The sequence below is a fragment of the Methylobacterium sp. Leaf91 genome (genome assembly GCF_001422815.1).
Taxonomy (GTDB): domain Bacteria; phylum Pseudomonadota; class Alphaproteobacteria; order Rhizobiales; family Beijerinckiaceae; genus Methylobacterium.
The window spans coordinates 96,794-113,050 of the sequence record NZ_LMMP01000006.1 but is presented as its reverse complement, the minus strand read 5'-3'; the positions used below and the strand labels follow the sequence as shown (position 1 = coordinate 113,050).

At 67.8% G+C, this 16,257-nt stretch carries 17 protein-coding genes; 9 read left to right on the top strand and 8 right to left on the bottom strand.

Annotated elements, in window-relative coordinates:
- Window positions 1-142: 142 nt before the first annotated feature.
- A complete protein-coding gene (locus ASF32_RS07635) occupies window positions 143-538 on the top strand; it encodes a limonene-1,2-epoxide hydrolase family protein (protein WP_056425833.1) in 396 nt (131 codons plus the stop codon).
- A 53-nt stretch (window positions 539-591) separates the two neighbouring features.
- On the opposite strand, the gene ASF32_RS07630 is transcribed toward ASF32_RS07635, so the two are convergent.
- Window positions 592-969: a hypothetical protein gene (locus ASF32_RS07630; RefSeq protein ID WP_056425830.1), complete on the bottom strand. Its 378-nt coding sequence runs from the start codon at window positions 967-969 to the stop codon at window positions 592-594.
- A gap of 320 nt (window positions 970-1,289) precedes the next feature.
- On the opposite strand from ASF32_RS07630, the gene ASF32_RS07625 reads away from it, so the two are divergent.
- Entirely contained in the window at window positions 1,290-1,610 is a 321-nt protein-coding gene (locus ASF32_RS07625; RefSeq protein WP_056425829.1) for a multidrug efflux SMR transporter, read from the top strand.
- Between the two features lie 155 nt (window positions 1,611-1,765).
- Here ASF32_RS07625 and ASF32_RS07620 read toward each other — a convergent pair whose 3' ends face one another.
- From ASF32_RS07620 to ASF32_RS07605, 4 genes are all read right to left on the bottom strand, one after another.
- Window positions 1,766-1,978 (bottom strand): hypothetical protein, encoded by a 213-nt coding sequence (locus tag ASF32_RS07620; RefSeq protein WP_056425826.1) that lies wholly within the window; start codon window positions 1,976-1,978, stop codon window positions 1,766-1,768.
- A gap of 88 nt (window positions 1,979-2,066) precedes the next feature.
- Window positions 2,067-2,843, bottom strand: coding sequence for a hypothetical protein (locus ASF32_RS07615; protein WP_056425823.1), 777 nt, complete (start codon window positions 2,841-2,843; stop codon window positions 2,067-2,069).
- Entirely contained in the window at window positions 2,840-3,058 is a 219-nt protein-coding gene (locus tag ASF32_RS07610) for a hypothetical protein (RefSeq protein ID WP_056425820.1), read from the bottom strand. The genes ASF32_RS07615 and ASF32_RS07610 overlap by 4 nt, the downstream gene beginning before the upstream one ends.
- A gap of 116 nt (window positions 3,059-3,174) precedes the next feature.
- Window positions 3,175-3,417, bottom strand: a complete 243-nt coding sequence (locus ASF32_RS07605; RefSeq protein WP_056425941.1) for a hypothetical protein — start codon at window positions 3,415-3,417, stop codon at window positions 3,175-3,177.
- A 380-nt stretch (window positions 3,418-3,797) separates the two neighbouring features.
- Between ASF32_RS07605 and ASF32_RS07600 the strand changes: the two genes are divergently transcribed.
- The gene (locus tag ASF32_RS07600; protein ID WP_244483604.1) at window positions 3,798-4,193 is read left to right on the top strand and encodes an MliC family protein; all 396 of its coding nucleotides are present in this window, start codon (window positions 3,798-3,800) and stop codon (window positions 4,191-4,193) included.
- Between the two features lie 511 nt (window positions 4,194-4,704).
- Here ASF32_RS07600 and ASF32_RS07595 read toward each other — a convergent pair.
- Window positions 4,705-6,369: a flagellin gene (locus ASF32_RS07595; RefSeq protein WP_056425813.1), complete on the bottom strand. Its 1,665-nt coding sequence runs from the start codon at window positions 6,367-6,369 to the stop codon at window positions 4,705-4,707.
- A gap of 241 nt (window positions 6,370-6,610) precedes the next feature.
- On the opposite strand from ASF32_RS07595, the gene ASF32_RS07590 reads away from it, so the two are divergent.
- Complete coding sequence (locus tag ASF32_RS07590; protein WP_056425938.1) at window positions 6,611-7,024, top strand: flagellar biosynthesis repressor FlbT; 414 nt, start codon at window positions 6,611-6,613, stop codon at window positions 7,022-7,024.
- Window positions 7,025-7,361: 337 nt separating this feature from the next.
- Here ASF32_RS07590 and mdoH read toward each other — a convergent pair whose 3' ends face one another.
- Window positions 7,362-9,512 (bottom strand): glucans biosynthesis glucosyltransferase MdoH, encoded by a 2,151-nt coding sequence (gene mdoH / locus ASF32_RS07585; protein ID WP_056425810.1) that lies wholly within the window; start codon window positions 9,510-9,512, stop codon window positions 7,362-7,364.
- Window positions 9,500-11,008 (bottom strand): glucan biosynthesis protein D, encoded by a 1,509-nt coding sequence (locus ASF32_RS07580; RefSeq protein WP_244483603.1) that lies wholly within the window; start codon window positions 11,006-11,008, stop codon window positions 9,500-9,502. The genes mdoH and ASF32_RS07580 overlap by 13 nt, the downstream gene beginning before the upstream one ends.
- Before the next feature lie 358 nt (window positions 11,009-11,366).
- On the opposite strand from ASF32_RS07580, the gene ASF32_RS07575 reads away from it, so the two are divergent.
- The 5 genes from ASF32_RS07575 to glmS all read left to right on the top strand — a co-directional run bounded on the left by ASF32_RS07575 (window position 11,367) and on the right by glmS (window position 16,093).
- The gene (locus ASF32_RS07575; RefSeq protein WP_056425806.1) at window positions 11,367-11,603 is read left to right on the top strand and encodes a hypothetical protein; all 237 of its coding nucleotides are present in this window, start codon (window positions 11,367-11,369) and stop codon (window positions 11,601-11,603) included.
- Window positions 11,604-11,754: 151 nt separating this feature from the next.
- Window positions 11,755-13,161, top strand: a complete 1,407-nt coding sequence (gene glmU, locus ASF32_RS07570; RefSeq protein WP_056425804.1) for a bifunctional UDP-N-acetylglucosamine diphosphorylase/glucosamine-1-phosphate N-acetyltransferase GlmU — start codon at window positions 11,755-11,757, stop codon at window positions 13,159-13,161.
- Window positions 13,162-13,263: 102 nt separating this feature from the next.
- Complete coding sequence (locus tag ASF32_RS07565) at window positions 13,264-13,515, top strand: type II toxin-antitoxin system RelE/ParE family toxin (protein ID WP_348271420.1); 252 nt, start codon at window positions 13,264-13,266, stop codon at window positions 13,513-13,515.
- 117 nt (window positions 13,516-13,632) lie between these two features.
- Window positions 13,633-13,941, top strand: coding sequence for an XRE family transcriptional regulator (locus ASF32_RS07560; protein ID WP_082490385.1), 309 nt, complete (start codon window positions 13,633-13,635; stop codon window positions 13,939-13,941).
- Between the two features lie 325 nt (window positions 13,942-14,266).
- Complete coding sequence (gene glmS, locus ASF32_RS07555; RefSeq protein ID WP_056425799.1) at window positions 14,267-16,093, top strand: glutamine--fructose-6-phosphate transaminase (isomerizing); 1,827 nt, start codon at window positions 14,267-14,269, stop codon at window positions 16,091-16,093.
- Window positions 16,094-16,257 lie beyond the last annotated feature (164 nt).

Sequence of the window (16,257 nt, the reverse complement as noted above, 5' to 3'; positions counted from 1 at the left end):
CCTGCACGAGGGCTGCGGTGACGTGGTCCGCCGACCGTGAGGATCGTCCGGCAGCGTCGATCGGCTGCCGGCGCCATGCGCGGTCTCGTTCAAAGCTCGGTCGCCGACCGGCGACGCCGATTGAGGGACAACGAGGCACGCAATGATCGAAGACACCCCCGAGGTCGCCCTGGTGCGTCTGTTCTTCGAACGCATCAACGCAGATCGCTTCGATGACGCGATCGATCTCCTTGCCGAGGACGTCGTCTACCACAACATCCCGCTGCCGGAGATCCGTGGTCGGGAGAACGCGCGGAGCTTCCATAAGACCTTCGGGGTCGGCAGTCGCATTCGTGTCGAGTGGCAGCTCCTGCACATTGCAAACGATGGCGATACGGTTCTGACCGAGAGGCTCGATCTCTTCACCGACCGGAACGGCGGCCGCATCACCCTTCCCACCATGGGCAGCATGCGCGTTGGCAACGGCGCGATTACGGAATGGCGCGATTATTTCGACCTCGCCAGTTTCGAGCGACAGGGCGCTGCGCTGGAAGCCTGACTCGCCGCTCTCGGGCGTCGAGCGCAGGGTCCGGATGTCGAGGATGGCCGTCCCTATCCGGCGGCCTTCTCGGCCGTGGAGCCGACCAGCGGCGGCGTCTGCTGGTGCTGAACCACGCGCCAGACCTCGTGTGACAGCCGGCGATAGGTCGAGGTGCAATGCGCCAGATAGGTCTCGCCGTCCCTTGAGGCCTTCGCATGATAGGCGATGACGATCAGCCCTTCCTGCGGACGAGAGATTTGTCCCCCGGAAAGCTCGACCTCCGACCAGCGGGGCGTGTTCGCGACGGCCTCGATGGCCTGCGAGCCGCTCAGCACGAAGGGGGGTTGCGGCAGCACCATCAGGCATTCGTCGTCGACCAGTTCACGGTAATGGTCCGTCCCACCGGTCCAGAGACTCTTCTCGAAGGACCAGACGCGATCGTCGTCCATTGTGCTCTCCCACGGGCTGCTGTCTTTCAGAGAAGATCGCGGAGCGCGGTTCGTTCCTGGCGCGACAGCCTACGCGGATGCGGTCGGCAAAATGACGACGCGCGAGCGAGGGGTCTCCATCGTCCAGTCGAAAGGATGGAACAGGCGTGTTCCTGCGCGGCGGCATCTCAGGGGCCGCCATTCCCGTTTCGGGATGACCGGCACTTTCCGCCTTGAAAATAAGCATTCTGCTCGCTAATTAGGCACTCGCGAGGCCACGTCCTCCCCCTCCTGCAGGGTCGAAGTCCGGGACGGCCCGGCCCTTGAAGCAGAGGGCCGATATGGCTTGGGTCTATCTCGGAATTGCCGGTGTCCTCGAGATCGTCTGGGCATCCATGATGAAGCAGTCGGACGGCTTCACCCGCCTCTGGCCGACGGTCATCACCTTGATGGCGATGGTCGGAAGCTTCGGGCTGTTGGCCATGGCCATGCGAACGCTGCCGCTGGGGACTGCCTACACGATCTGGACGGGTATCGGCGCGATCGGCGCTTTCGTGGTCGGCGTTACGGTCCTCGGAGAGGAAGCCAGCCTCACCCGCATGATCGCGGCTGTCCTCATCGTGTCGGGACTCGTGACCATGAAACTCGCGAGCGCTCACTAACTATCCCCGGTCCCCCGTGCATCGGCTCCATGTGGCCGCCGGGGAGGGCGGCTTCGATGGCCCCCCGGTCCCAAACCAGATGCGCTGCGATCGGCCCGCACCGCTCGGCCGAGGATTCCGCAGCCGACAGCTTCGGTCAGTGCCACGAAGCTCACTCACGACGAGCGCTTCGTGGGAGGCTTCTCTGCAGCGGCATCCGCGGCATCGCGCTCGAGCCGCTGGGCCTTCAGCCGAACGATCTGGTCGTCACGCGCCGTCTCACGGACTTTGACTTCTTCCCAGACCTGACCTGCCGTATCCGCACGTTCGGCGGCCTTGGCAGCCCTCGTGTCCTTACGGTCCTGCCGGCCGACTTTGTCATCCGTCATTCGATCGTCTCCAATTCCGGAAGCGGTAGCGTGATGACCCATCGCGCGCGGGAAGCAGGTCCGAGGAAAGGCTTCGACGGCGAGTGGTTCACGCCGATGTCGAGAAAAGCATCATGGCGTCAGCCTCCGTATCGAGAGGATTGTCCGAGACGAAAGACCGCCGCTGGAGCGCTCGCTCGCTTGCCTCCGCACCGCATTTCTCCACGTGGACAACGCGGTTCACGACCTGAAGGTTCGGAGCGCCCCAATAGGCCAGCAAGGTCGGCCAAGCAGCGTCGCGGTCTTCGCGCCAGACGCGATAGAGCGGCGTGCGATGGTCGACCTCGGCCGTCTTCAGCAGGCGCTTCCCGGAGGCGGCGCAGCGATGGCGCTGATGCGCCTTCAAAACCTTCACCTGGTCGCTCGGCGCCACCCAGAACTTCCAGGCCGTGACGCAGGCCGAATGCCAGCGGGCGTTCTTGTTCGGCGTGCCGGTGCCCCACAGATCCTTGTGCCAGCCGAAGCGGAAGACCGGCTGTCCGCAGATGCAGCAATGGCCGGGCCCTCGCGCGTGCGCAGGCTCGCGATAGGGCGAAGGGGGCATCCGGAAGGTCGCGGCGAGGCCCGAACCCTTCTCCGAGCCGAGACGCCACGTCCATCCCTCCGGCTGGCCTGAGCGTGCGGCCAGTGCCCGCGCCAGGCGATCGGCCCGGAGGACGTGGTTGCGCCAATAGCTCTCGACGGCGAGGCGCGGCGTGGGCGGCGTCAGCGGACGTGACAGCGCATGCTGCAGGACCGGCACCGGGAAGAGGGCGGGAAGCGAGCGTTCAAGCCGGGCGCGGGAGCGTCCATTGCGCTCCGCGCGCCACTCCGATGCAGCGGTCACGCCGGATCGAGGACGCGAGCGGGGGAAACCGCCGGTGCCGGTGCCGGGACCGGTACGCCGGCGATGGCGTCGGCGAGGAAATTCAAGCGTAGCGCGAGGTCGCTCACCTCGTTCAAGGCGATGGCTTTATCGCCGCTCTTCACCGCCCGGGTGATGTCGCTGATCTGCATCTTCGCCATGCGCGACAGTTCGGCGGAAAGCTGGTCCCTGGTCATCGGTATCCATCTCGGTTCGGCGGTTTCGTGCCTAACGAGGCCTAAAGCCGGAGGGTTACCGGGCGGTTTCAGCCGGCGAACCGAGACGGCGTGCGGATGTCCGTGCCGCCCCCCCCTCACTGCCGAGGTGCGGGCGTGGGGGTCGGCTGCGCCGGCGCTTGCTGGTTGGGACCCTGCGGCGCCGGGGCCGGCTGCCGAGGCGCCGTGCCGGGGGCAGCCTGGTCGTCCGACAGCGTCTGGTTCGCCTTGGTCTGCAGCTGATCCGCCGTCTGCTGGTTGATGAGCCCATAGGACACGGCAGCCGCGAGAGCCACGGCGATGACAGCCCCGATGATCGTCTTCGTGAGCTTGCTCTGCATGGACATGCCTCCTGCGGTCGCCCTCACCTGAGGCGTCCTCGACGGAACAACAGTAATGGCTCGCAGGCTGGTTCCACTCCGGTCTTTCGCCCCCTCGAACGGGCGGGCCAGCCACGCCGGAGCGCTCTCAGCCGAAGTGGATGCCGATCGGGAGACCGATACTGACGTTGAGCCGGACGCGGATGGAGAGACGTCGATGGAGGCCCTCTTGGCGGCCCGTGTCGGATCGTCATGGGCGAGGAGCGGTGATCGGGATCTGGAGGAGCCCCTGAGCTTTGGCCCATCATCATGATCCCGAGCGGTCGTATCCTTGACGGGACCTCCGGTCGGGCGCGTCCTCAGCCCTCCGGCCGATCAGGCTGAACTCGGAGATGCTCTCGATGATGCGCCTTCACACCGTGTCGCCGTTTCTCGTTGCCGCCGTCATGCTCGGCATGTCGATCCAGGCTCACGCAGAGGCCCCCGACAAGACGCTGTCCCGGGCGACCGCCAGCGAGGGGGCAACGACGAAGCGGGTGATCTTCTCGTGCCCGAAGGACGTCTTGCTCACGGTCGAGTTCGTCACCTCCGACCCGGCACAGCCTGCGATCGTCCGGCCTCCCGAAGGGCCGGAGATCACTCTGCCGGCGCAGCCTTCGGGCTCAGGGTTTCGCTACGGCGACGACACCCACGAACTGCGCGGCAAGGGCCAGGAAGTCACGTGGACCGACCAGTCCAAGCACCCCATCGTCTGCACGGAGCAGAAGCCACCCGCGGGTGGGACAGAGCCGAACTGAGCTCCGCTCCGGCGGCCGTTCGGCGGCGGGCCAGAGGCCGGACGAGTGCTACCGCCTTTGGCCCGCCCAACGCCTCGATACGGGCAGGGGCAGAGAACGGCGAGCGAACGCCTTCGGATCGAAAGACCGAGCCCGGGCAATACTGTCGCTGATCTCGAGGGACTGTGGGGAATGGCCGGGAGCGAATCTGAAGTCCGCTTCCTCGAACCACTCGGCCATCCTTCCAAGCCGTTGGGAAGGCGCGATGGCGTGCCTTCGCCGACGCCTGGGCTGTCGTCCGTCGCTGAACGGGCTCGATCCCGTCATCCGGCGGCCTTGTCCCCGGCCGCATGCGGGGCAGCGTCGCCCGTGGCGGCGGCGGCAGCGAGACCGAACCGCCCTTATCTGTCGGATCGTGACGGTCCGCGCGGTCGTCCCGCGAGAATCTCCATCCGGCCGGGGCCGGGACGCGGCGCGAACGAAAACGGCCGGGGTTTCCCCCGGCCGCTTAGTGTCGTGATGGCTGATCCGCTTAGCGGAGAAGCTGCAGGATGCCCTGCTGCGCCGTGTTGGCGAGCGAGAGGGCCGAGATGCCGATCGACTGGCGGGTCGACAGGGCCTGGGAGTTGGCGGCTTCCTCGTTGAGGTCCGCGTTCGTCAGGTTGGCCGAGCCGGTGTCGAGGATGTTGATCAGGTTCTTCGAGAAGTCCTGACGGTTCTGCACCACCGAGAGGTTGGAGCCGAAGGTCGAGGACTGGGCGCGAAGCTGGCTGGTGGCAGCGGTCAGGGCCGTCAGAGCCGTATTGATCTCATCGTCGGACTGGAAGCCGCCGGTGGCCGAGGCAAGGCCCAGACCATCGGAATCGAGCTTGGCGCCTTCGATGTTCAGGTTCGAAGAACCCGTCTCGTTGAAGGTGACCTTCAGCGAGTTCTCGGCCTTGTCGGTGCCCGAGCGGTACAGCAGGTTGATGCCGTTGTAGCTCGAGTCCTTCGCCTGCTGGGTGATCTGATCGAGCAGGGTGTTGAACTGCTTGGCGAGCGAGGTGCGGGTCGCGTTGGTGCCGCTGGCAGAGCCCGAGCCTGAGCCGACGACCGGCGTGCCCGTTGCACCGGCGGTGCCGAAGCCGATGTTGGTGCCGGCCGCGTTGCTGAGGGTGATCTTCTCCGAGGTACCGGTTCCCGTCGACGTGAAGGTAAGCCGGTTGTCCACGAAGCTGGCGGTGACTTTTCCGGCGAAACCGGTGTCGGCATTGAGCTGAGCGTTGATCGAGGTCGCGATTTCAGCCTGCGTGGTGGCGTTTGCCGTCGCACCGTCGGCGACGGTGATGGACTTCTTGGCACCCGAGCCGAGCTGGATTTCGAAGCTCGGCGCAACGGCAGTGCCGGATAGATCGATCGTCGTCGCAAGCACTTCGCCGGAAACGACGGCGGCTTTCGCGCTGTTCTTGGCATCAGCGCCTGTTGCCGTCTGGGCCGTCGTTCCGACGCCGAAACCGATGTCGACGGCGCCGGACGTATTGGTGAGGGTCACCGCGGAATCGGCACCCGTGTCGGTCGTGGTGAACACGATACGGCCGTCGGTCGTTTTCGATGCGGTGACGCCCGACGGCACGGCATCGTTGGCGAGCTGGTTGTTGATCGCCGTCACGATGGTGTCGGCGGTCACCTTCGTCAGGTCGCTGGTCAGGCCGCCGAGGGTGGAGGCATTGAGAGTAATCGTCGATGGCGTCGCGACGCTCGCAGCGCTTCCGCCAGAGACCGTGAACACCAGGCTATTGCTACCCGAGAAATTCTGGGTGCCATCGACTGCGGCGGTGGTGCTGCCCTGGTAACCAACACTGGCGGTGAGCGCGGCAGCGGTCGCCGGGGTTCCATTCGAAACGGAGCTCTTGTCGGCCAGCGCCTGGTTGGCGGTGGACTTGGCCGAGTCGACCAGCTTCTGGATCGAGGTGATGCCCTGGTTGGCGGCCTGGATCGTCTGGACGCCGTTCGAGATGCCGTTGAGGAGCGAGCCGAGATCGCCCGAGCGGCCGGACAGGGACTGCGAGGTGAAGAAGCTCGTCGGATCGTCGAGGGCCGAGTTGACCTTCTTGCCGGTCGACAGACGGTTCTGGGTCTGGGTCAGCAGATCGGCGGTGCCCTGCAGCGAGAGCAGGTTCTGGCGGGTCGCAGAGGTGAGGGTGATGCCTGAAGACATGAGGTCTGATCCATTCTGATCTGGAAGCACCCCTTTTTTGGATGCAGCGTCACCAAACCACGAGGACGTTGCGAAGGTCTTAAGGCGGACAGTCAACGAAACATGTGGGAGATCCGCTGCATTCTCCTCATCTTCGCGACCTCCGGGCGATGCCGGATTCCGCGAAGCAACCCCGGCCAAAGCGGTGACGTATTGTTAACCGTCCGGACCGATGATCCCGCCCGAGCCCGAAGGACCGGTCATGCCCCTGAAGATCGAACTCAAGCCGTTCGAGCGGTTGCTGATCGGCGGGGCCGCGATCCGCAACGGGTCCCGGCGGTCGAGTTTCGTCATCGAGACGATGACGAAGTTCCTGCGCGAATCCGACATCATCACGGAGAGCGAGGCCGATACGGCCTGCAAGCGCCTCTACCTGACTCTCACGGTGCTCTATCTCTCCGACGACGTGTCGGAGATCGAGAACCTGTTCGTGGCCCAGGCGAGCGAATTGCTCGAGGCGGTACCGACCACGGCTCCCTATGTCCGGGACATCAACGCCCACGTGGCGGCGCGGGACTTCTACCGGGCGATGAAGCGGGGCAAGGACCTCATCCAGTACGAGGCCTCCCTGGCGGACCGTCTCGCCAAGGCACCCGATTCGGGAAGCGCCGACTGACCTTCCGGATCGGCCGCCGAGCGGGCAGGGGGCCGGCATCGGCCGCCCGGATCCGCGGGCTCTCGTGGAAACGAGCTCCGGGCACGGTCGATCCCCCCGTCTCACGCGGGCTACCGGATTCACACATCTGCCCTCGTTGGCAGACCGCGTCCCTCTCCCCCTTGTGGGGAGAGGTTAGGAGTGGGGGTGGCTCCGCCAGCCTCCGCAGCTTGAGGGTCGCCCGACCACCCCCACCTCCAACTCCTCCCCACAAGCTCGACGGATCTCGGGCAGGCCCGAGATCCGCTGGGGAGGAGGGCTCGTCAGCGCATCCCGCGACAGGCGTGACGATCGTAGCTCACGCGGGCGCGAGGCGGGTGAGGCGGTCGAGGAGGGCGCGGTCGTGGAGGAGGGCCATGCGCTCCTTGGGGCTGAGCCACTCGGCGGCCTCGGCGACGGTCTCGGCCTCCACCACCTTGGCCTGGGCGAGGGCGCGGTCGGTGTCGATCACGCCGCGGGGGCGTTGGGGCATCTCGGGCAGCATCAGGGCATGGGCCTCGGCGAAGCCCGCATCGGCGTGGAGGGCGCGGATCGCATCCGAGTCGTCGAGGCCGGCCTCGGCGTTGCGGGCGGCGAGCGTCCCGGCGGTGACGGCGATGGCGGGCGGGTCGCGCTCCTCCGGGGTCATCAGCAGGCCAAGGCGCTTGAGGGCGAGGCCCCAGGAGAGCTGGCCGCTCGCCCAGGAGATCGGGATCGCCAGGACAAGGCCGAGGATGGTGGGCGACATCCAGAGGAACAGCGAGGTGGCGATGGCGAAGGCGGCGATGCCAGTCACCAGTCCCAGCACCATGTGCCAGCGGTGGCGGCGGACGATGTCGCGCAAGGGTATCGAGCCGTCGTCGCGCCGCTGCGGGTTCCAGCCGGTATCGCGCCCGACCAGGATCTCGAACACCGAGCCGGATTGGATCAGCATGGCGATGGGGGCGATGAGGGCGGAGAGGATCGTCTCGATCAGGCTCGACAGGACGAGGCGGATGGCGCCGCCCGAGGCCCGGCGCACCGGCCCGTCGATGAGGGCGAGGATCAGCCCCAGGAGCTTCGGCGCCAGCAGGATGCCCATGGTGAGCCCGAACAGCTGGAGCGCGCGCACGGGGTCGAAGCGCGGCCAGACCGGGTAGAGCCCGAATTCGGAGGTAAAGTATTCCGGCCGCACATAGGCGGTCTGGAGCACCAGGGCGATACCGACCACGAGCTGGCCGAGCCAGAGCGGTGAGGCGACGTAGCCGGCGATGCCGGTGGCGAAATGCTGGCGCGAAGCCAGCGTCAGGCCCGCCGCCCCGATGACGCGGCTGTGCTGGAGGTTGCCTTGCGCCCAGCGCCGGTCGCGCACCGCGACGTCGATGAGGGAGGGCGGGCTCTCCTCGTAGGAGCCGGGCAGGGCGGGCAGCATGGTCACGCTCCAGCCGGCCCGCCGGATCAGCGCCGCCTCGACGAAATCGTGGCTGAGGATGTGGCCGCCGAAGGGGGGTTTGCCCTTGAGGTCGGGCAGGCCGCAGGCCTCCGCGAAGGCGCGGGTGCGGATGATGGCGTTGTGGCCCCAGTAATTGCCGTCGCGGCCCGACCAGACGGAGAGGCCCGTGGCGATGACCGGGCCGTAGATGCGGGCGGCGAATTGCTGGACGCGGGCGAACAGGGTGTTGCGGTTGATGATGAGCGGCAGCGACTGGATGATGCCGGAATCCGGGTCCGCCTCCATGGCGGCGGCGAGATGGACCACGCAAGGACCGGTCATCAGGCTGTCGGCGTCGAGCACCAGCATGTGGTCGTAGGCCCCGCCCCAGCGCGAGACGAAGTCGCCGATATTGCCGGCCTTGCGGTGGTGGTTCTTCGCCCGGTGCCGGTAATAGAGCCGCGCATCCTCGCCCCAGCGCTCGCGCAGATCGAGGAAGGCGCGCTCCTCGGCGATCCAGGCATCGCCCACCGTCGAGTCCGACAGGACGAAATAGTCGAAGGCCTCGCCGAGGCCGGTGGCGTCGATCTCCGCCCGCATGGCTTCCACGGCCGCGAAGGTGCGGGCGGTGGCCTCGTTGTAGACCGGCATGACGATGGCGGTCTTCGTGGCGAGCCGGGTCGGCGGAAGCGGCGCCTTCGGCCGGCGCAGGAGCGTGGCGAAGCCCAGGATCGCGCTCATGAAGGAGAGGGCGATCCAAGAGAAGTTCAGGGTGAAGAGCACGAGCAGCACATATTGCAGCGCCGTCGTCCCGCCCGAGACGGCCACGACCTCGTACATCTCCAGGGCGCCATAGGCGGTGAGCAGCGCCGCCCCGCCGAAGACGAAGGCGCGGGCGGCCCAGGGCCGCCGTGCGGGCTTGGCCGGACGGTGCCCAGATGCGGGGTCCCAGCGGTCGAGCGCCTGCACCGGCATGGGCAGCGGGGCTTCGGGCGGCATCGCGGGCCGGAAGGAAGCCGGGGCGGTGGGGGGAAGCGCGTGCGTGTTCAGGGTGTCCACCGGTAGAGCCAGGTTTCGGTGACGGAGGCCTCCCCGCGCTTGAGCACGAGGCGCAGTTCGCAGGACTTCCCGCCGCCCGTGTCGAGCTCGAAGGAGACCCGCACCGTCTTACGGTCGGGATAGCGATAGAGGGTCGGGGCCGCCACCGTGCCGGGCGAGGTCAGGAGCGTCGGCTGCAGGTCGGGATCGGCGAACAGGATGTCACCGGTGAAATCCACCAGGAAGAGGCGGCGGTTGCTCCCCGGCGCCTTGCCGCTGCGGGTGCCGGAGACGAGCGCCACGGGCGGCGCCTCCGGCGGCTGCCAGCACCAGTGCTGGCGATAGCTGAACGCATGCTCGGTGCCCGCCGCCAGCGTCGCCTTCGGCCGCCAATAGGCCAGGATGTTCTCGTTGAACTCGGAATCGCTCGGGATCTCGAGGAGCGTCACCGCCCCCGGCCCCCAATTGCCGAACGGCTCGAGCCAAAGCGACGGGCGCCACTCCCAATGCTGCACGTCGTCCTCGAAATCGGCGTAGCTGCGCGCCCGCTGCATCAGGCCGAACCCTTTGGGGTTCTCGTCGACGAAGGACGAGACCTGCAGCGTCTCCGGGTTGCGCGCGGGACGCCAGATCGCCTCATTGGCACCGGTGCGGATCTGCAGGCCGGTGGAGGCATAGGCGCCGGCGCGGGCATCGTCGGCACCGCGCCGGTCGTAGGGGCCGAAGAGGTAGCTCGTAGTCATGCCGCCGAGACCGAGATGGTCGATAGCCGCGCGCGCGAACACCGTGCCCTCGACATCGCAGAGCGAATCGCCGCCGGGCCGCAGGCTCATCCTCAGGGAAGCGGTGGCCGAGGGGGAATCGACGAGGCAATGCAGCACCAGCGGGCCGCCGGGGCCCGGCCGCTCGACCCAGATGGCACGGAGTTCGGGGAACTCCTCGCCGCGTGAATCGGCGGGGCGCAGGGTGAGGGCGCGCGCGGTGACGCCGAAGCCCTGGCCGGTGGCGACGAGGCGGAAGAACGACGCCCCCTGGAAGGTGGCGAAATCGGTGAGTTCGCCGCCATCGAACCGGGCGCGGATGCGCAGGCCCGAATAGCCGGGATCGTCCTTGAACTCGGGCAGGGCGATGCCCTCCGCCTCGAACCGGGCGCGGTCGTAGGCCAGCGGCCGCACCGTGCCGTCCTCCACCAGGGCCAGGGCCACGCGGCCGGTGAAGACCGAGCCGCGATGCAGGGGCTCGAGGGTGAAGCCGAAGGCCTCGTTCGCCCAAATCGCGCTGCCCGGCACGGTCCGGATGGCGTTGTACTGCTCGCGGTTGAGCCCGGTCAGGGCGCCGGGCAGGTCGTCGGTGCGGGGGGCGGCATAGGGGCGTTTGGCAAGCTCGCGGGCGAGGTCGGGCACCGTATGGCCGAGGAACGGCGCGCCCTCGGCGGGGAGGGCGGGGGCATCGTCCGCCCAGGCGGTCGAGGCGGTGCCGGGGAGGGAGAGAGCCAGCGCGGCGGCGCTCGCCTGCAAGAAAAGCTCCCGGCGGCTCCGGTCCTGCGGTCCCGTCACCACGGGATCATCGGAGGAGGGTTCTGTCACGGCGCGGCGAAGTCCCGGAATCGTCGGCGTCATTGGACCTGTAATGTCGGCGCGGGAAGGCGCGGGGTGCGATGCAGTATGTCCCGGCTTTACCACGGCACGGCCCGAACCCAACCTTAAGCCGGAAGGAACCGAAACCGTTCAACGGAACGCGGATTTTCCCGGCAGGCAAGCAGTTCGGCCGGGAACGGCGGCGAGGGGCGGCGAGGGGCGATAAGGGTGCCGGACTGGCCGAATAGCCGCGCTTGTGACAGATTCCAGGGGTCGTTCACCTCTTACGAGGCACCTCATGGCGCTCATCCCATGCCCTGCCTGCTCGCGACAGGTCTCCGCGCAAGCCGTGGCCTGTCCGGGATGCGGCCACCCCGGTGACGCCGCCTCCCCGGCGGGAGGCGGTGTCACGCGCATGCTGGGAACCGTCGCCGGCACCTATATCTCCACCACCACCCTGGCGAGCCTGGTCCTTGGGGTCGTCATGTTCGTATGCGTGGCCGCCGTGCTGATCACCCTGATCCTCAAGAGCTGATGCAAGAGCTGATGACCCAGACGGTTCGGACCGGATCTGCGTCCGCGCCTCCGGCTCACCGGCCACGCAGGCTTGCTACCCGACAAGCCACACAGTAGCGCAGCCGGATAGGACGCGAGCCGGCCCCCGGCTCGACAGCGGCGGAGCGACGATGACGGCGCAGACCCCCCATTCGACCGAGCCCGCCAGGACGGGCGGACGCAGCCTCACGGCCATCGTGCTCGCCGCCGGCAAGGGCACGCGGATGCGGTCCGACCTGCCCAAGGTGCTGCACGCGGTGGCCGGGCGGACCATGCTCGGCCATGTTCTCGCCGCCGCTCGCGAAGCCGGGGCGACCCGCATCGCCGTGGTGGTTGAGCCGGGGCAGGAGGCGGTGGCCGCCGAGATCGCGCGGGCCGCACCCGGAGCCTCGGTCCATCCGCAGGTGGAGCGCCTCGGCACCGCCCATGCGGTTCTGGCCGCCCGCGAGGCCCTGGAGGCGGGCTCCGACGACGTGGTGATCGCGTTCGGCGACACTCCCCTCGTCACGGGGGCCACCCTCACCCGCCTGCGCGCGCCCCTGGCCGATGGGGCGGCGGTGGCGGTGCTGGCTTTCACGGCGGAGAATCCCATCGGCTACGGACGGGTGCTGACGGAGGGCGGGCGCGTACTCGCCATCCGCGAGGAGAAGGATGCGAGCGCGGAGGAACGCGCCGTCACCCTGTGCAATGCCGGACTTATGGCACTGTCCGGCCCCCATGCCCTCGCCCTGCTCACGCGGATCGGCAACGCCAACGCGGCGGGCGAGTACTACCTGCCGGACGCGGTCGCCCTCGCCGTGGACGACGGGCTCGCCGTGGCGGTGGTGCCCGTGGACGAGGCCGAGGCGCAGGGCGTCAACGACCGGGTCCAGCTCAGCGTCGCCGAGGCGACGATCCAGGCGCGGCTGCGCCGCGCGGCCCAGATCAGCGGGGCCACCCTGGTGGCGCCGGAAACGGTTTTCTTCAGCGTCGACACGGTGTTGGGCCGGGACGTTCTCGTGGAACCTCATGTGGTGTTCGGCCCCCACGTGACGGTCGGCGACCGTTGCGTGATTCATGCCTTCTCGCATCTCGAAGGCGCGACCCTGGCAGAGGGCGTCAGCATCGGCCCCTATGCGAGGCTTCGCCCCGGCGCGGTGCTGGAGACCGGCTCGCGTATCGGCAATTTCGTCGAGATGAAGAACGCCCGCCTCGGCGAGGGCGCCAAGGCCAACCACCTGACCTATCTCGGCGATGCCGAGATCGGGCCGGGCGCGAATGTCGGGGCCGGCACCATCACCTGCAATTACGACGGGGTGAACAAGCACCGGACCGAGATCGGGGCCGGCGCCTTCATCGGCTCGAACACCGCCCTGGTGGCGCCCGTGAGCGTCGGGGCCGGCGCCATCGTCGGCGCGGGCTCGGTCATTACGCATTCGGTGCCGGCCGATGCCCTCGCCATCGCCCGTAGCCGCCAACGCATCATCGAGGGTATGGCCAGCGGGATGCGGGCGGCATTGCAGGCGATGAAGGCCGCCAAGCGATCCTCGGGACTCTGAGGACGACTCCGCTCCGTCGCCGGTGCCTGCACGAGGCGCTGAACTGAAGCTGGCTTCATCGCATAATCTGGCTTTTCCATAACCTGGAGGTTATAGTTCCAGATGTCCTGGACCGTGGTGCTGCACGATGCATTCGATCCTGAATACGAAGCGTTGCCTGGGCCGGTCCAAGACACGATTGCAGCCTTATCGCTGCTTCTCATGGAGTACGGACCTGCGCTCGGGCGCCCGCATGTCGACAAGCTTTCGGGGTCCCGGCATGCCAATATGAAGGAATTGCGGTTCCGGGCCGAGGATAGGGAGTATGGCGGGTCGCCTTCGCCTTCGATCCGGAGCGGCAAGCCATCCTCCTGATCGCGGGTGACAAGGCCGGGGTGGCGCAAAAGCGTTTCTACAAGGGACTCATCGCCAGGGCGGACGATCGGTTCGAGGACCACCTGGCAGCGCGGGAGCGATAGAATGGCACGGACGATGGAACAGGTGATCGCCGCAATGCCGCCCGACCGTCATGCGCGAATTCAGGCTCGCGCCGACGAGATGAAGGCCGAGATCGACGGGCTCAAGGCGCTGCGTCTGCTCGCTGACCGCAGTCAGGAAGACATCGCACGGGAGCTGGGCATCACGCAGCCCGCCGTTCTCAAGATGGAGCGTCAGACCGACCTCTACCTCTCGACGCTGCGTCGGTTCGTGGAAGCGGCGGGAGGCAAGCTGGAACTGCGTGTGGAGTTGCCCGGCAAAGGCGTGATTCACCTCACGAGCATGGGCGAGCTCGCGCCCTGACCGTCCATGACGCTGACCGGCATCGCTTTGCAACAAGACATCCGGCGCATGCTGCACCTGCAGAACGCCTCACCAGAGTCATAAACCTCTTTTTTATCATGATTTTGTCTTACATTCTTGATGGTGAGAATGAGGATAGGCCATGCCGCCCAAGCGGCACAGTGACGGGATGGCTGGCGGCGAGGCGTCCCGATCCGATACAAGGCGGTTCTGGAAGGTGTGGGCCACGCCTTGCGTGGCCGCCGCCACGATCCCGGTCCGGGACTACCGGAGGCACGAGCCTTCCGCTCCCCGGCCAAGCCCACTCGTATGAGAAGTAGCGACCATGTGTGGAATCGTTGGCATCGTCGGGCATGAGGCGGTGGCGGGACAGGTGGTCGAAGCCCTGCGCCGCCTCGAATATCGCGGCTACGATTCGGCCGGCGTCGCCACCCTGGCCAATGGCCAGCTGGATCGCCGCCGCGCCGAGGGCAAGCTCTCCAACCTCGAACTCAGGCTGCGCGACGAGCCGCTGCCCGGCGCCATCGGCATCGGCCATACCCGCTGGGCCACCCATGGCCGGCCGAACGAGACCAATGCCCACCCCCATGCCACGGCGCGGCTGGCCGTCGTCCATAACGGCATCATCGAGAATTTCCGCGAGCTGAAGGCCGAGTTGCAGGCCAGCGGCGTGCGCTTCGAGAGCGAGACCGACACGGAGGTCGTGGCCCAGCTCGTCAGCGCCGAGATGGACAAGGGCCTGGGCCCGGTGGAGGCCGTGGCCGCCGCCCTGCCGCGCCTGCGCGGTGCCTTCGCCCTGGCCTTCATCTTCACCGGCCACGACGATCTCCTCATCGGCGCCCGCCACGGTGCGCCCCTGGCCATCGGCTTCGGCGATGGCGAGACCTATCTGGGCTCGGACGCCCTCGCCCTCGCCCCCTTCACCGAGGAGATCACCTATCTGGAGGAGGGCGACTGGGCGGTGCTGACCCGCGAGGGCGCCGCGATCCGCGACATCGACGGCAATCCGGTCTCGCGCCAGCGCCAGCGCATCGTCGCCCAGGCCTACCGGGTCGAGAAAGGCAATCACCGCCACTTCATGGCCAAGGAAATCCACGAGCAGCCCGAGGTGGTGGGCCGCACGCTGGCCCATTACGTCGACCTCGCCAATGGCCGGGTCGCCCTGCCCGAGGCGCTGCCGTTCGATTTCAAGGATCTCTCGCGGCTCTCGATCACCGCCTGCGGCACCGCCTATTATGCCGGGCTGGTGGCGAAATACTGGTTCGAATCCCTGGCGCGGCTACCCGTGGAGATCGACGTCGCCTCCGAGGCGCGCTACCGCGAGCCGCCCCTCGATAAGGCCGGCCTGACCCTCGTCATCTCGCAATCGGGCGAGACCGCCGACACCCTGGCCTCCCTGCGCTACGCCAAGAGCCAAGGCCAGCACACCCTGGCGGTGGTCAACGTGCCGACCTCCACCATTGCCCGCGAGGCTTCGGCCGTGGTGCCGACGCTCGCCGGCCCCGAGATCGGCGTGGCCTCCACCAAGGCCTTCTCCTGCCAGCTCACGGTGCTCCTGTGCCTCGCCATCGCGGCGGGCCGGGCGCGGGGCACCCTAAGCGCCGAGCGCGAGCGCGAACTCGTCGACGCGCTCATCACCGTGCCGGGCCTGATGGCGGACGCGACCAAGCTGGAAGGCGAGATCGAGCTTCTCGCCCGTGAGGTCTCGAAGGCCCGCGACGTGCTCTATCTCGGCCGCGGCACGAGCTACCCGATGGCGATGGAAGGCGCGCTGAAGCTCAAGGAGATCAGCTACATCCACGCCGAGGGCTACGCCGCCGGCGAGCTCAAGCACGGCCCCATCGCCCTCATCGACGAGAGCGTGCCGGTCATCGTCATCGCGCCGCACGACGCGATCTTCGAGAAGACGGTGTCGAACATGCAGGAGGTCGCCGCGCGCGGCGGCCGCATCATCCTCATCGGCGACGCCAAGGGCGCGGCGGCGGCCGGCCTCGACACCATGGCGACGGTGACCATGCCCGACCTCGACCCGGTCGTGTCTCCCATCGTCTACGCGGTGCCGATCCAGCTCATCGCCTACCACACGGCCGTTTTCATGGGCAAAGACGTGGACCAGCCGCGCAACCTCGCCAAATCCGTGACGGTGGAATAGGCCGGAACCGCCACCGGAATCCGTCGATTGTCAGGCGCCCCTCGAAACCGGGTCGCGTGGCGGTCGAAACGGGGGTCGCATGGCGGTCATACGGGGCCGCTTGGCGGTCGCGCGAGACGACGCGGCATGGCCCATTGAATGGCCCGGTTGGGCGGCTCCCTGAC

What these genes read in the sequence shown, in the direction of transcription:
- ASF32_RS07560 (WP_082490385.1), top strand. Translation starts at nt 13,633, where the DNA reads ATGGAACAGGTGATCGCCGCAATGCCGCCCGACCGTCATGCGCGAATT.
- ASF32_RS07610 (WP_056425820.1), bottom strand. Translation starts at nt 3,058, where the DNA reads ATGACCAGGGACCAGCTTTCCGCCGAACTGTCGCGCATGGCGAAGATG.
- ASF32_RS07630 (WP_056425830.1), bottom strand. Translation starts at nt 969, where the DNA reads ATGGACGACGATCGCGTCTGGTCCTTCGAGAAGAGTCTCTGGACCGGT.
- ASF32_RS07605 (WP_056425941.1), bottom strand. Translation starts at nt 3,417, where the DNA reads ATGCAGAGCAAGCTCACGAAGACGATCATCGGGGCTGTCATCGCCGTG.
- ASF32_RS07565 (WP_348271420.1), top strand. Translation starts at nt 13,264, where the DNA reads ATGTCCTGGACCGTGGTGCTGCACGATGCATTCGATCCTGAATACGAA.
- ASF32_RS07600 (WP_244483604.1), top strand. Translation starts at nt 3,798, where the DNA reads ATGATGCGCCTTCACACCGTGTCGCCGTTTCTCGTTGCCGCCGTCATG.
- ASF32_RS07620 (WP_056425826.1), bottom strand. Translation starts at nt 1,978, where the DNA reads ATGACGGATGACAAAGTCGGCCGGCAGGACCGTAAGGACACGAGGGCT.
- ASF32_RS07625 (WP_056425829.1), top strand. Translation starts at nt 1,290, where the DNA reads ATGGCTTGGGTCTATCTCGGAATTGCCGGTGTCCTCGAGATCGTCTGG.
- ASF32_RS07575 (WP_056425806.1), top strand. Translation starts at nt 11,367, where the DNA reads ATGGCGCTCATCCCATGCCCTGCCTGCTCGCGACAGGTCTCCGCGCAA.
- glmS (WP_056425799.1), top strand. Translation starts at nt 14,267, where the DNA reads ATGTGTGGAATCGTTGGCATCGTCGGGCATGAGGCGGTGGCGGGACAG.
- ASF32_RS07595 (WP_056425813.1), bottom strand. Translation starts at nt 6,369, where the DNA reads ATGTCTTCAGGCATCACCCTCACCTCTGCGACCCGCCAGAACCTGCTC.
- ASF32_RS07635 (WP_056425833.1), top strand. Translation starts at nt 143, where the DNA reads ATGATCGAAGACACCCCCGAGGTCGCCCTGGTGCGTCTGTTCTTCGAA.
- glmU (WP_056425804.1), top strand. Translation starts at nt 11,755, where the DNA reads ATGACGGCGCAGACCCCCCATTCGACCGAGCCCGCCAGGACGGGCGGA.
- ASF32_RS07590 (WP_056425938.1), top strand. Translation starts at nt 6,611, where the DNA reads ATGCCCCTGAAGATCGAACTCAAGCCGTTCGAGCGGTTGCTGATCGGC.